Origin of the sequence: Streptococcus sp. 2021WUSS109 (assembly GCF_044427305.1) — a bacterium.
GTDB classification, from domain to species: Bacteria; Bacillota; Bacilli; order Lactobacillales; family Streptococcaceae; genus Streptococcus; species Streptococcus suis.
Genome location: NZ_JAOTGF010000018.1, coordinates 31,470 through 44,548, shown reverse-complemented (window position 1 = coordinate 44,548; position 13,079 = coordinate 31,470). Strand labels below are relative to the sequence as shown.

The following is a 13,079-nucleotide window of genomic DNA, read 5'->3' as shown; positions in this document are numbered from 1 at the left end:
AGTAATATTGGTAAACAGGGCTTTAAAAGCTTGATGTTTGATCTGATATCGTCGTTGGACAAAGGCAGATTGGGTAACTGGTAAATGTAAGTCAAGTAGCTCTTTAGATAAGGTATTGCTTCCCATGGTCAGTATAGCTTGAATCATGGTTTTCATCGTTAGCTGACTTTTCCGACTAAAATCTTTTTCAGGATGAAGCACAAACTGGTTTGCGGTGGAAACGATGTCGTTAATACTATCAAGTAAATGAGCTTTAATCTGATCTAGCATGACTTTTCCCCTTTTATTTTTAGTGTAACATAAAAACTAACCCACCACAAAATGTGATAGGTTAGTTAACTTAATGACATTGGGCAAGCCCTGCGCCACTTCTCAAAGTTCGTGTCAACATCTCAGCGCAGTGGTTGATTGGGTTTAACAGTCCAGTGGACTGTTAAAGGTTGGAGATAAGATTTGCGAAGCAAATCTCAGCAATTCGTGTTTTACACTCCAAATCTAACCTCTACGACTGATGCGAACAGAGTTCGCTTCTGGTTTTTCTCGTAGAGAAAAACTGGCTTGAAGCCATGGCAAGATAAAAGCCCGTTGTTACGGGCTTTAGTCAAGTAATTATAGCACTAACTTGAACGAAGTTCAGCGAATGTCTTTAGACGTCGCTGGAGGAAATGGCTTGTACTTTCTAATTCTTACCCAACAAATTCGTTGATTTCTTTTTCGATATTAGCGATTTTTTCTTCTGCTTCAGCAAGTGTTTCACCGACTGTTGCGATGTAGAATTTGATTTTTGGTTCTGTTCCTGAAGGACGAACTGCAAACCAAGAATCATCTGCCAAGGTGTATTTCAAGACATCTGATGGAGGAGTAGTGAGTTTTTCAACATTTCCATCTTTGTCTGTCTTAGTTTGAAGGGCAAAGTCTTCAAAGACCGCGATGTCCGTCGCGTTGAATTGTGCTGGTGAATTATCGCGGAATTTAGCCATGATTGCCTTGATTTGCTCTGCACCGTCTTTACCAGAAAGGGTAACTGAAATGGTTTTCTCAGCAAAGTAGCCGTATTCCTTGAAGATTTCATCGATACCGTCAGCAAGGGTCATACCACGTGAACGGTAGTAGGCAGCAATTTCAGCCACCATAAGCACAGCCTGGATAGCATCCTTGTCACGTACAAATGGCTTGATGAGATAACCAAAGCTTTCTTCGAAACCAAACATGTAAGTATGGTTGTGTTTTTCTTCGAACTCTTGGATTTTCTCAGCGATGAATTTGAAACCTGTCAAGACGTTGAACATGGTAGCGCCGTAGCTTTCAGCAATCTTAGTTACCAACTCAGTAGATACGATTGACTTAGCAAGGGCAGCGTTTGCCGGAAGTGTACCTGCTTGCTTGTGGGCTTCAAGGATGTACTTAGCGATGATAGCACCGATTTGGTTACCAGAAAGGTTCCAGTATGAACCGTCAGCTTGACGAACTTCAACACCAACACGGTCAGCGTCAGGGTCAGTTGCAAGAAGGACATCTGCACCGACTTCACGGCCCAATTCTTCCGCAAGGGCAAATGCAGCTTGGCTTTCAGGGTTTGGTGAAGCGACAGTAGAGAAGTCAGGGTCAGCAGTTGCTTGTGCTTCAACAACTTGGACAGACTCAAAACCAGCCTGTGCAAGGGCACGACGCGCCAACATTTCACCCGTACCATGAAGTGGTGTGTAGACAATCTTCATGTCTTTACCGTATTCAGCAATCAATTCAGGATTGATGTTGAGGTCTTTGAGTTCTTCCAGATATTTAACGTCAGTTTCTTCGCCAAGAACTGTAATCAAGCCATTTTCCTTACTTGCTTCAAGGTCAGCCAATTCAACTGTAAATGGATTGTCGATGGCACGGATGAAGTTGGTCAATGCATCTGCATCAGCTGGTGGCATTTGTCCGCCGTCTTCACCGTAAACCTTGTAGCCGTTAAATTCTTTCGGGTTGTGGCTGGCAGTCACCATGATACCTGCGATGGCATTGTAATGGCGCACAGCGAATGACAACTCAGGAGTTGGACGAAGGCTTTCAAATACATAAGATTTGATGCCATGTGCAGCCAAAACTTGAGCCGATTCAAAGGCAAATTCTGGAGAGAAGTGACGTGAGTCGTAAGCGATGGCAACTCCACGTTTTTTAGCTTCTTCACCTTTTGATTCTACCAATTTTGCCAAACCTTCTGTAGCTTGACGGACTACGAATACGTTGATGCGGTTGGTACCAGCGCCAATATAGCCACGCATACCAGCTGTACCAAATTCAAGATTTGTATAGAAGGCATCTTCTTTTGTTTTTTCATCCATTGCGACTAATTCTTCACGTAAGTAATCTGGAAGGTCCGCAAAGTCGAGCCATGTTTGATAGGTTTCTTGATAAGTCATCGCATATCTCCTTAAAAATTTTTCTATTAAACGCTTTCATTATACCATGTTTGAAAAGAAAAATCACGCTTTCACATGATTTTCTGATATTTATTTTTGAACTTTCTGTAAAACTGGAACGATAGCTATGGTTAAGAGACCGGAGATGGTTAATTCTGCAATAGAATTGAATGAGACGATACTAGCTAGTAACAATTTTATATCCCCAGCATATACATTAGAAAATAGGAAGAAGATACCAGTCAAGACAAAAATTGTATTTGTCAAGGTACCAGTAAGACCTGCTAGTAGGAGCCCCTTTTTGTTTTTCATCAATTTATAAACAAAATATGGTGTAACTCCGATTAAAATACGTGGAACTAAGGCAATCAGGATAGAATTGAAGTTTCCATGTTCTACGAAAGGAGAGAAAACATAACTCATCGGTGAAATGATGATACTATTCCGAATGATACTCATTATTCCCATAAAACCACCCAGTTGTGCCCCTAAGCGTGGACCGTAAAGAATGGAAGCGATGATGATGGGAATATGGGTAATAGTCGGTTTTATTGGCAAGATAAAATTAGCAAAAATCATCTGACTGACCACTTCAATGACAATCATGATTGTTAGAAATATTGCAAGAGTCGCAATATCCCTGGATTTATTTGTTTTCATTTAGAACCTCCATTACTTTGTTAAGAATCACATCAACTTCAGCAAGGGCACCTGTTCCAAAATCGCCACAGGCAAGGAGGGCTTCACGTGGTTTGATTTCCTCAAAGCCGTATTCTGTCAGGGTTTGAAGGTTTTTCTGGGTAGCAGGATTGAGGTACATGTTAGTATTCATAGCAGGTGCCAGCAGTTTTTTAGTACCAATTGGCAGAGCCAGAGCTGTTGCAGTAATAATGTTGTCAGCCATACCATTAGCTAATTTAGCTATCGTATTGGCAGAAGCAGGGGCAAGTAAAAATAAGTCTGTTTCTTTGGCAATATCGATATGCTTGATAAGAGTAGGATTTTCTTCGATCATGACATCTGTGTGAACCAGATTTTTTGACAAGGATTGGAGAGTCAAAGGTGTGATGAAGTCCATAGCAGAGCGACTCATGAGGACTGTAACCTGATGACCCAGTTTGGTCAATTGACTAGTTAGGTCAGCTGCTTTGTAGGCTGAAATAGAGCCAGTAACGGCAAGTGTGATATTAGCCATTTTGTTCTCCTTTTTCTAGGGTATTTAAAATGAGCTGAGCAATTTCATCTTTTGTCTGTGCTTGAATTTCCCTTGTTTTATCAACTAAATAGGCAATGTGTTGATTTTCTCCAATGTCCTTCAAGTCATTAGCAAGTATATAATCAGCGCCATTTCGTTCAATGCTTTGGCGAGCTACGGCAAATAATTCCTCCTTAGGAACATTAACCAATAGTTTGAAGCCAAAGAGTGTGATAGCTGGATTCCATTTTTTTACATAGGAAATGACCTTGGGAGTTTTTTTCAAGAAAAGAACTTGGTAGTCATCCTTGGATGAAATCTTACTTTCTGTATTCTGTTTTTTTAGTAGACTAGAGATGTCTTCAGTTGCTCTTAGTTCATCTAAACCAGTCATATAAACAGGTGTATAATCGGATACAGCCATGCTATGAATCAGGGCCTGATGTGTTTTGACTAAAGGTTCTAATGTTTCTTTCAAACTATCAACATTTGTGATTTCGATAATGCTTAAATTCTTCTGAGAATTTGGTTTGACAGCCTGTCTTGTAGTTACAAGAGTAACTTCATGACCACGTTTCAAGGCTTGTTCGGCAATGATTTTTCCAAGATTTCCAGAAGCATGGTTTGTAATAGCGCGGACTTGATCGATAGCTTCGCTTGTTCCGCCTGATGTAATCAATAGTTTCATGTTCATATTTTACTAGAATTTCTATTTTTCGTAAAGTTTGCACTAATCCACTTGCTCATCAAGGCAATTTTTAAAGGAATACTGATTCTCTTTTGAAAAAACTAACTAAAACTAGTCTTAGACGGAAGTGTAGAGCTATGATATGATGAGAATACAGTTTTTAAAAATTTGTATCTGTTTAAGTAAGGGAACCTGTAGTTTTTCTGAAAATTCCGTACGTTGGTGAATAAATAATAAAAAATATGCGAAAATAAGTTGAAGTATGGTATAATATCCATAAAAAATAAGGAAATTAGGTACTCTCATGAAAACAGATATTGACATTGCACAAAGTATAACCTTGAAACCTATCACAGAGATCGTTGAAAAAGTTGGTATCAGTTTTGATGATATTGAACTATATGGAAAATACAAGGCAAAATTGTCTTTTGATAAAATCAATGCGGTCAAGGGAAATCCACTTGGCAAGCTGATTTTGGTGACGGCTATCAATCCAACGCCTGCTGGTGAAGGCAAGTCAACGGTGACCATTGGTCTGGCGGATGCCCTGTCTAAAATTGGCAAGAAAACCATGATTGCCCTCCGTGAGCCTTCTTTGGGACCTGTCATGGGGATCAAAGGTGGAGCTGCAGGTGGTGGCTATGCTCAGGTTTTGCCAATGGAAGACATCAATTTGCATTTTACAGGCGACATGCATGCCATTACCACAGCAAACAACGCCCTTTCAGCCTTGATTGATAACCATATCCATCAGGGGAATGTGATTGGGATTGATCAACGTCGTATTATCTGGAAACGTGTTGTGGACCTCAACGATCGTGCCCTTCGTAAGGTAACAGTTGGCTTGGGTGGTCCGCTCAATGGTATTCCTCGTGAAGATGGATTCGATATTACCGTAACTTCTGAAATCATGGCGATTTTGTGCTTGGCGACAGACCTCAATGACTTGAAAGAACGTTTGGCAAATATTGTTATCGGTTATCGTTTCGATCGCAGTCCTGTCTACGTGCGTGATTTGGCGGTGGAAGGTGCTTTGACCCTTATTTTGAAGGACGCTATTAAACCAAACCTTGTCCAAACCATCTATGGCACGCCAGCCTTTGTCCATGGTGGTCCATTTGCTAACATTGCCCACGGTTGCAACTCAGTCCTCGCTACCACAACAGCTCTGCGATTGGCCGACTATACCGTCACAGAAGCAGGCTTCGGGGCTGACCTTGGAGCAGAGAAGTTCCTTGACATTAAGGTGCCGAACTTGCCTAAGGCTCCTGATGCTGTGGTGATTGTAGCGACCCTGCGTGCGCTTAAAATGCACGGTGGTGTAGCTAAGACAGAACTTTCTGCTGAAAATGTAGAGGCAGTCAAGGCTGGTTTTTCTAACTTGAAGCGTCACGTTGAAAATATTCAGAAATATGGTATTCCAGCGGTGGTTGCTATCAACGAATTCGTCTCAGATACAGCTGATGAAATTGCCGCTTTGAAAGAACTTTGCGCTGAAATTGGCGTACCTGTCGAGTTGGCAAGTGTTTGGGCAAATGGCGCTGATGGTGGTGTTGAATTGGCTGAGACAGTTGTTGCTACTATTGATAACCAAGCAGCAAACTATCAACGTCTTTACAAGGCTGAGGATAGTTTGGAAGAGAAAGTGACCAAGATTGTCACGCGAATCTACGGTGGTACAGGCGTTGTCTTTGAGAAGAAGGCTCGTAACCAGCTGGCTGAATTTGCTAAGAATGGTTGGGATAAGTTGCCAGTCTGCATGGCCAAGACCCAATACAGCTTCTCAGATGATCAGTTTGCCCTCGGTGCACCAACAGGATTTGACATTACAGTCCGTGAATTTGTGCCAAAATTAGGTGCAGGCTTTATCGTTGCCTTGACTGGAGATGTCATGACCATGCCCGGTTTGCCAAAAGCTCCCGCAGCTCTCAACATGGATGTGGCAGCAGACGGGACAGCTATCGGCTTGTTCTAACAAGAATGAATATAAAAAATCCGCTCAAAGGCGGATTTTTTGTCTATTCAGATAGTTTCTCAACCGTTTGATAGGCAAGTAAGCCAAGGAAAATACTCAACATAGGAAATACCGTCTGGAAGATACCAGTGTTGAATGGTGAATTAAAGAGGAAGTGAATTCCAAAGCTTGCACCAATCCAAAATACTCCCTGTGCTTTTGATATGCCTGTATTTTTTGTGAGAAGGGCTACTAAACCAATAGCAAAGAGAAGCGTGAAAACCCAATGGGCCCAACCAGCTTGACCAACGCGTTCAAGAATGGTTTCAAAGCCGTCTAACTTATTCATGAACATGTCTCTAAAAACAAAGGTGATGTCTTCCACGATTTGGAAACCTAATCCAACAATCACTCCGCTTACCAATGCATTTTTTAGTGTCATTTTTCTACAAATAAGCAGTACAAGTAGAACAGTCAGCCCTTTACCGATTTCTTCTGCCAATGGACCTGAAATAGCTGCGCCCCAGTCATTTAGGAAATTATTACTAGCTTTAACAATTTCGAGCAGGAAATATCCGATAGCTGTATGCCCCAGTTCAGAAAAAGAGATGCTACTTGTTAAGCCTAAAAGCCAGCTAAGACCTATAACTTGTTTAGAAATGTTATAGCGTTTAGCTAAGTAATATGTCAGTACTAGTAGGGGAATGAGGTAGATAGCGACCAAGGAAATGGTTAGGAAAAAGAGAGGATATTTAGCTTCCATGCCATTTGGCTTACCGAATTCTCCGAAGATAATTTTGCAACCGTTGACAAATCCAATCGTTGCTAAGATGATTGGAATATAGGTTCTACACGTTTGAAATTTTTCTTTCATAGTTTTACCTTTCTGTATTAATAAACTAGTGTATAGATACATTGTATCAAATGTGGGTGCATTTTGTCTATAATTCATCTATTTTTTATCTAAACCTTATCAGTTATTGTAATGTTTTTCCTGCAACTTGGACTCCATAATAGAGTCGTAGCGGAATTGTGTCTCAAATTTTCTTTTTTGCTAGACTAAGGTTTAAAAAATAAAAGGAGTATGTTATGGAACAATATGATTTATTGGTCATTGGTTTTGGATGGAAAGACCTTAGCAGGTAAGCTGCCAGCAGCTGGAAAAAGGTTGCCTTGGTGGAGGGAAATCCTGCTATGTTTAGCGGGACTTGTATCAATATCGGCTGTATTCCAACCAAGACTCTCTTTGGTCGCAATTCAGAGGAGCTGATTAACTTGATTGCTATGGCGATTGACAATAAGATTCCTTATACCTACTTCAAAACACAGATTTTCACCCATCCGACTATGGCTGAGAATTTGAATAATGTCTTTTCACTCATCGAAAATTAACACTAATCGGCGTCAACTTGCCTTGATATACTCAAGTATAATCTGCGGCTTCGTTTCCTAGACTAGTGCCAAGATCATCGAGTGACCATTTTTCATCAAGAGACAATTTTTCATTGATGAACCGTGGGGAGTGGGAAAGAACTCGAGTGGTCTAAAAAGAGTTCGTCTTCCCACCCCCGCACAGTTGATTAGGTTGGATTTGGAGTGTAAAACACGAATAAATCCGCCAATCAACCACTGCGCTGAGATGTTGACACGAACTCTAAGAAGTGGCGCTGGGCTTTTTGCCCAGCCAATTATCTGCGATTTCTTGGACAGATTGGAAGGGGATAAAGATCGGTAATAGATATTGATGAATCAACAACCATTTCGAATACTTGGTTTGTAACATAATAAAAGCCTGTCAATGCAGGCTTGTTTTAGTATGTGTTACTGGTGGTGCTGAGTCGTTTCAATTTGGTCTACTTTGAAAAATGTAGCAAGTGCCACGCAGAAACTAAAGCAGAGCATGAGAACGGTTATTTCACCAGAGTTAGATGTTAGTCCTTCGTTGAATGGAGTATTCAAGAAAAAGTGTGCCAAGACAGCCATCAGCATCCAGAAAAGTCCTTGTTTTTTAGACATGCCACTATTTTTTGAGACGAGAGCGACCAAACCGACTGCGAATGCAAGGGAGAAGGCCCAGTGAGTTCCACCAGCGTGAAGCATACGTTCGATAAGAGTGGCGAAGCCATCTGCTTTAGATTTAAAGATTTGTTGGAAGACATAGAGACCGTCTTCAATAATTTGGAAACTCAAACCTACAATCATACCGCTGACTACGGCATTTTTTAGAGTAAGTTTTTTGAGCAAGAGGAGTACGAGTAGTACAACTAGGCCCTTACCAAACTCTTCATGGAAGGGGGCGGTGACAGCTGCTCCCCAGTTTTGGATAAATGTTTGAGGTGGTTTGATGATGAATAACCAAAAAGCTCCTAAAAGTGTTTGACCAATACCAGAGAAGTAAAAACTAGCTGTTATACCCAAAATCCAACTGAGATGGATAACTTTTTTAGAAATATCAAAACGTTTCGCTACATAACGAATGATAAGAATCATAGGGAGGACATAAAGTGCAACTAAGGAAATAGTTAGAAAGAAGAGAGGATATTTTCCGTCCATTCCATCCGGTTTCCCAAAAAAGGTAAGAAGAACTTTACAGCCAGAGAAAAAACTCCAAACGGCTAAAAAATAAGTAGCTTCATTTTGTGTTTAGCACAGAATTGTTTCATAAAATGACTTCCTTTATATTAATTTAGTAGATGTCACCTATCCCTACCGTGCTATAGTTTATCATAGCCATCTTTTTATTATCTCAGGTCTATCTATTTTTTCTCGGTTTTTGTATTCCATGATATAATAAGTAAAATATGTTGGAGGACTATTATATGAAATTGCAAAAGAAAATCATGCTATCTGTTGTTCTTGGTTTGAGCCTTGTTAGTTTGTCTGCCTGTCAGTCAATTTCAAATTGGTGGAAAAATACCAAGGAAGAATGGATTGGTTTGGAGATGACGGTACGGACATACGATGAAAATTCTCAATTGATAGATGAAATGTCTGGTAAGTCCCTATCGATTTCGCGGAATCAGGAATTTGACTCGGTGGATGCCGAAGGCTATTCCAATGCGGATTCGTCTGTCTTGAAGGTGACACTTGGGAATTACGAAATTGACCACGTAGGCTCATCTTTGATTGCAGCAGAAGAAGGTTTGGAAGACTTGTATGCGAAATATCAGACCACAGTAGATATTGCAAATTACGATCGTGCAATTCCGCTTGTTAACCGTATGGTATCTAGTCTCAAAAATGATTTTACAGGTAAGGCAAAGGTGGTTTTGATTCGTTCGCAAAACGGAACCCCGCTTGCTACTTATGTAGGTGATAAAGTGTCTCTTTATGCATCTGATGCACCTAAGACTTCTGAACTCTTGATTGACGGTAAACGGTTGATTATCTATCGTTGTGACTATACCATTTATGATAGAGAATTATTGGAGAACTAGATGATAGAAATTCGTTCCGCAAGGATAGAGGATGCTGCAGACCTTGTGGCAATTTATGCTCCTTATGTAGAAAAGACCGCTATTACCTTTGAAACAGAAGTGCCGACTGTCGAAGCCTTTGCAAGTCGAATTGAAAAGACCTTGGAGAAGTTTCCCTATCTGGTCGCAGTTGAAGAGGGAGCTCTTGTAGGGTATGCCTATGCTTCAACCTACTATGCCCGTGCGGCTTACGATTGGACGGTGGAATTATCTGTATATATTCAGCAAGAAGCACGTGGAAAAGGAATTGGAACTCTTCTCTACAATGCTTTGGAAAGGGAACTGAACGCGCGTGGTTTTAAAAATTTCTTAGCCTGCATTGCCCTACCAAACCCAGCCTCTATAGCACTCCATGAGAAGAGAGGCTATGAACAGGTAGCTCATTTCAAAAAAGTTGGTTATAAATTTGATACATGGCATGATATTGTCTGGCTTCAAAAATCTCTTGTAGGTAAGCAAAATGAAGATTGACGAATTAGAAAAACGTTTGTTGGCTGTGGCGGATGCCAGTCAGGCCCAGCCTATGAAGGCTTATATGAAAAACAATTTTGACTTTCTGGGTGTGCGAACTCCTGACCGCCGAAAAGTGGCTAGGCAATTTTTCAAAGAATTTAAGTCTCAGGGCATTGACTGGGAATTTGTTGAGGCTTGCTGGTCTAAGCCCTACCGTGAATTTCAATATATCGCCATTGATTATCTGGTTACCAAGAAAAAAGATCTAGTCTTAGCTGACCTACCCCGCTTGAAAAAACTGGCTCAAAGCAAGTCTTGGTGGGATAGTATTGATGGATTAGATAAACTAGTCGGTAAGATTGTTTTGGACAATTCAGAGGCCAAGCAGACAATCTTGGAATGGAGTTTGGATGATGATTTCTGGTTGAGACGGATTGCCATTGACCACCAGTTATTGCAAAAAGAAAAGACGGATACGGAACTGTTGGAACAAATCCTGATCAATAATCTCAATCAGACTGAATTTTTCATTAACAAGGCAATTGGCTGGAGTTTGCGAGATTATTCCAAAACCAATCCTGACTGGGTACGAGTTTTTCTTACCAAGTACAGCTCACAAATGGCAGGCTTGTCTATTCGTGAAGCCAGTAAGTATATCTAGGAGGAGCCATGTCCAAAGTCTATGAATTTGAAACTCTTATCCATCCAGTACCAGATAAGGGCGGAGCTTATGTCATATTTCCCTATGATATACGAGAAGAGTTTGGCAAGGGGAGGGTAAAGGTACATGCCAGATTTGATGGTCATCCCTATGATGGCTCCATTGTCAATATGGGAGTTAAGGATGAAGCAGGCAATATCTGTTATATTATTGGCGTTCAAAAGGCTATTCGAGTGGCTATTGGAAAACAGGCTGGTGATAGAGTACAAGTAACTATTCAAGAACGTTTGGACTAGTTGGACTTGCAAATCCTTGAGATTATGGTAGAATAAATTCATGCGATGAGCCGAGTAGTGACTTTGTCACTTTCGACGCTAGGGAGGTCTTCATTTAATTGAAACGCAGGAGCGGACCTTGAATAGTTGTGTGAACCTTCTATTCTCATCGGAAACGATGCCCTTGCCCACCTTTATGGTGGGCTTTTTTGTATACTAATATGCTTCAGATACTCTATCGGAAGCATATTTCAGTATGTGATTTCTATAGGAATGCTATTGGCTCAGCCGAGGAAGTTTTTGTATTTCTCAAAGTTAGAAATAACAGTTGATATTATGTTTGATGAAGATTGCTTGATAGTCTTTTAAATCTTCTGGATGGAGAGCCTTGACATCGGTCATAGCATAGGTTCGATTGAGAAGCTTATACTTATTTTCTCCAAATTGATGGAAGGGGAGTAGTTGAACTTTGTCAATCTTGAGTTGATTAAAGAGACAGGCGAATTGTTCAGCATCTTCGAGGGAATTATTAAAGTCAGGGATAACAGGGATACGTAGGACGATTTCTTTCCCGATGGAAAAGGCGTATTGGATATTTTGTATGATAAGGTTATTGTTGACGCCGGTGACTTTTCTATGAGAAATTGTATTGTAATGTTTTAAATCAGTATAGATAAAGTCAACGTATTGGATAAGGTCAACAAATTTGCGGTGTTCTACGAAAGCGGTGGTTTCAATAGCTGTATGAAGGCCGTGTCTTTTTGCCTCCATAAGAATAGCTTTCGCAAACTCATATTGGGCAAAAATTTCTCCGCCAGACAGCGTGAGCCCACCACCAGATTCTTCATAAAAATCAATGTCTTTCATGACTTCGGATATGATGTCATCAACAGATTTTTCTTCTCCCATGATGGTCACTTTTTTACTAACAGCATCAAGCATGGGTTCAGGTTTTCGTTTTTGAGATTCTGGATTTGCACACCAAGGACAACGTAGAGGGCAACCTTTCAAGAAAACCGTCGTACGTATACCAGGACCGTCATGGAGCGAAAAATGTTGAATGTTAAAAATAATGCCTTTTCGTGTATTCATGCTCTTTCTCCTTTTCGATTAATTTGATTTTATCATACAAAAGAAAGTTTTACAATTACGAACGTAAGTCAAAGAGTTGCAAATAGTTGAAAAAGAGTCAAAATTTGATAGAATAATGATGAGGTGATGAAATGGAACGATTAGATAAAATTATACAACTGGTATCACAACATGAAAAAATAGATGTCAATAGTTTGGCGGAGCAACTGGACGTTTCTAAGGTAACCATCCGTAAAGATTTAGATAAGTTAGAATCAAAAGGTTTATTACGTAGAGAACACGGCTATGCTGTTCTAAATAGTGGCGATGACCTTAATATTCGGATGTCCTTTCGCTATGATGTAAAAAAACGAATTGCAAAAGAAGCAGCAAATCTTATTGCCGACAATGAAACGATTATGATAGAGTCTGGGTCAACTTGTGCTCTCTTGGCAGAAGAAATTTGCAAAACCAAGAGAAATGTGACCATCATAACAAATTCTTATTTTATAGCCAATTATGTGCGACAATATGATAGCTGTCAGATTATTTTATTGGGTGGTGAGTTTCAAAAAGATTCCCAAGTAACTGTTGGGCCGCTCTTGCATAAAATGATTCAGTTTTTCCATGTTGATAAGGCTTTTGTAGGAACTGACGGCTATGATAGTGAGCATGGTTTTACAGGTAAAAACTTAATGCGAAGCGAAGTAGTACAGTACATGTCTGACGTTGCTGAAAACATGATTGTGCTAACAGATTCTAGTAAATTTACAAAACGAGGGACAGTACGCAGATTTGGTTTAAGTCAAGTTGCTCAGGTTATTACAGATACGTCGATTTCTGAAGATCTTGTCAAGGAATTAGAAAATGCTAGAGTCACAGTAAGGCTAGTTTAGGTTGG

General features: G+C 40.3%; 13 protein-coding genes and 2 pseudogenes. 7 read left to right on the top strand and 8 right to left on the bottom strand.

Annotated features, from left to right (window positions below):
* From ODU37_RS07940 to ODU37_RS07920, 5 genes and pseudogenes are all read right to left on the bottom strand, one after another.
* Positions 1 to 270: pseudogene (locus ODU37_RS07940) on the bottom strand (IS4 family transposase); the annotation flags it as partial.
* Positions 271 to 686: 416 nt separating this feature from the next.
* Positions 687 to 2,405 (bottom strand): phospho-sugar mutase, encoded by a 1,719-nt coding sequence (locus ODU37_RS07935; RefSeq protein WP_249562499.1) that lies wholly within the window; start codon positions 2,403 to 2,405, stop codon positions 687 to 689.
* Between the two features lie 90 nt (positions 2,406 to 2,495).
* Entirely contained in the window at positions 2,496 to 3,065 is a 570-nt protein-coding gene (locus ODU37_RS07930) for an ECF transporter S component (RefSeq protein WP_024402764.1), read from the bottom strand.
* Positions 3,052 to 3,600, bottom strand: a complete 549-nt coding sequence (gene coaC / locus ODU37_RS07925; protein ID WP_172029993.1) for a phosphopantothenoylcysteine decarboxylase — start codon at positions 3,598 to 3,600, stop codon at positions 3,052 to 3,054. Before coaC ends, ODU37_RS07930 begins: the two co-directional genes overlap by 14 nt.
* On the bottom strand, positions 3,593 to 4,288 hold the full coding sequence (locus ODU37_RS07920; RefSeq protein WP_161942252.1) for a phosphopantothenate--cysteine ligase: 696 nt from the start codon (positions 4,286 to 4,288) through the stop codon (positions 3,593 to 3,595). Before ODU37_RS07920 ends, coaC begins: the two co-directional genes overlap by 8 nt.
* Before the next feature lie 304 nt (positions 4,289 to 4,592).
* On the opposite strand from ODU37_RS07920, the gene ODU37_RS07915 reads away from it, so the two are divergent.
* Positions 4,593 to 6,263, top strand: coding sequence for a formate--tetrahydrofolate ligase (locus ODU37_RS07915; RefSeq protein WP_248021463.1), 1,671 nt, complete (start codon positions 4,593 to 4,595; stop codon positions 6,261 to 6,263).
* A gap of 43 nt (positions 6,264 to 6,306) precedes the next feature.
* Here ODU37_RS07915 and ODU37_RS07910 read toward each other — a convergent pair whose 3' ends face one another.
* Positions 6,307 to 7,116, bottom strand: a complete 810-nt coding sequence (locus ODU37_RS07910) for a PrsW family glutamic-type intramembrane protease (RefSeq protein WP_024414644.1) — start codon at positions 7,114 to 7,116, stop codon at positions 6,307 to 6,309.
* Positions 7,117 to 7,481: 365 nt separating this feature from the next.
* Here ODU37_RS07910 and ODU37_RS07905 point away from each other — a divergent pair.
* A pseudogene (locus ODU37_RS07905) lies at positions 7,482 to 7,634 on the top strand (FAD-containing oxidoreductase); the annotation flags it as partial.
* Positions 7,635 to 8,063: 429 nt separating this feature from the next.
* Here ODU37_RS07905 and ODU37_RS07900 read toward each other — a convergent pair.
* On the bottom strand, positions 8,064 to 8,795 hold the full coding sequence (locus ODU37_RS07900) for a PrsW family glutamic-type intramembrane protease (RefSeq protein WP_249562500.1): 732 nt from the start codon (positions 8,793 to 8,795) through the stop codon (positions 8,064 to 8,066).
* 266 nt (positions 8,796 to 9,061) lie between these two features.
* Here ODU37_RS07900 and ODU37_RS07895 point away from each other — a divergent pair, with 266 nt between their 5' ends.
* The 4 genes from ODU37_RS07895 to ODU37_RS07880 are packed head-to-tail and all read left to right on the top strand — an operon-like array spanning position 9,062 to position 11,128.
* Positions 9,062 to 9,679 (top strand): DUF5052 family protein, encoded by a 618-nt coding sequence (locus ODU37_RS07895; protein WP_024400873.1) that lies wholly within the window; start codon positions 9,062 to 9,064, stop codon positions 9,677 to 9,679.
* Positions 9,680 to 10,189, top strand: a complete 510-nt coding sequence (locus tag ODU37_RS07890; protein ID WP_249562501.1) for a GNAT family N-acetyltransferase — start codon at positions 9,680 to 9,682, stop codon at positions 10,187 to 10,189. It begins immediately after the preceding gene.
* The gene (locus tag ODU37_RS07885) at positions 10,179 to 10,832 is read left to right on the top strand and encodes a DNA alkylation repair protein (RefSeq protein WP_398580455.1); all 654 of its coding nucleotides are present in this window, start codon (positions 10,179 to 10,181) and stop codon (positions 10,830 to 10,832) included. Before ODU37_RS07890 ends, ODU37_RS07885 begins: the two co-directional genes overlap by 11 nt.
* Before the next feature lie 8 nt (positions 10,833 to 10,840).
* On the top strand, positions 10,841 to 11,128 hold the full coding sequence (locus ODU37_RS07880) for a DUF1905 domain-containing protein (protein WP_044675765.1): 288 nt from the start codon (positions 10,841 to 10,843) through the stop codon (positions 11,126 to 11,128).
* A 294-nt stretch (positions 11,129 to 11,422) separates the two neighbouring features.
* Here the strand turns inward: ODU37_RS07880 and ODU37_RS07875 are convergent, their stop codons facing one another.
* On the bottom strand, positions 11,423 to 12,199 hold the full coding sequence (locus tag ODU37_RS07875; protein ID WP_044683564.1) for a glycyl-radical enzyme activating protein: 777 nt from the start codon (positions 12,197 to 12,199) through the stop codon (positions 11,423 to 11,425).
* Between the two features lie 131 nt (positions 12,200 to 12,330).
* On the opposite strand from ODU37_RS07875, the gene ODU37_RS07870 reads away from it, so the two are divergent.
* A complete protein-coding gene (locus tag ODU37_RS07870) occupies positions 12,331 to 13,074 on the top strand; it encodes a DeoR/GlpR family DNA-binding transcription regulator (RefSeq protein ID WP_011922238.1) in 744 nt (247 codons plus the stop codon).
* The last annotated feature ends 5 nt before the right edge of the window (positions 13,075 to 13,079 follow it).

What these genes read in the sequence shown, in the direction of transcription:
- ODU37_RS07870 (WP_011922238.1), top strand. Translation starts at nt 12,331, where the DNA reads ATGGAACGATTAGATAAAATTATACAACTGGTATCACAACATGAAAAA.
- ODU37_RS07875 (WP_044683564.1), bottom strand. Translation starts at nt 12,199, where the DNA reads ATGAATACACGAAAAGGCATTATTTTTAACATTCAACATTTTTCGCTC.
- ODU37_RS07895 (WP_024400873.1), top strand. Translation starts at nt 9,062, where the DNA reads ATGAAATTGCAAAAGAAAATCATGCTATCTGTTGTTCTTGGTTTGAGC.
- ODU37_RS07885 (WP_398580455.1), top strand. Translation starts at nt 10,179, where the DNA reads ATGAAGATTGACGAATTAGAAAAACGTTTGTTGGCTGTGGCGGATGCC.
- ODU37_RS07890 (WP_249562501.1), top strand. Translation starts at nt 9,680, where the DNA reads ATGATAGAAATTCGTTCCGCAAGGATAGAGGATGCTGCAGACCTTGTG.
- ODU37_RS07915 (WP_248021463.1), top strand. Translation starts at nt 4,593, where the DNA reads ATGAAAACAGATATTGACATTGCACAAAGTATAACCTTGAAACCTATC.
- ODU37_RS07930 (WP_024402764.1), bottom strand. Translation starts at nt 3,065, where the DNA reads ATGAAAACAAATAAATCCAGGGATATTGCGACTCTTGCAATATTTCTA.
- ODU37_RS07910 (WP_024414644.1), bottom strand. Translation starts at nt 7,116, where the DNA reads ATGAAAGAAAAATTTCAAACGTGTAGAACCTATATTCCAATCATCTTA.
- ODU37_RS07880 (WP_044675765.1), top strand. Translation starts at nt 10,841, where the DNA reads ATGTCCAAAGTCTATGAATTTGAAACTCTTATCCATCCAGTACCAGAT.
- ODU37_RS07900 (WP_249562500.1), bottom strand. Translation starts at nt 8,795, where the DNA reads ATGGACGGAAAATATCCTCTCTTCTTTCTAACTATTTCCTTAGTTGCA.
- ODU37_RS07920 (WP_161942252.1), bottom strand. Translation starts at nt 4,288, where the DNA reads ATGAAACTATTGATTACATCAGGCGGAACAAGCGAAGCTATCGATCAA.
- coaC (WP_172029993.1), bottom strand. Translation starts at nt 3,600, where the DNA reads ATGGCTAATATCACACTTGCCGTTACTGGCTCTATTTCAGCCTACAAA.
- ODU37_RS07935 (WP_249562499.1), bottom strand. Translation starts at nt 2,405, where the DNA reads ATGACTTATCAAGAAACCTATCAAACATGGCTCGACTTTGCGGACCTT.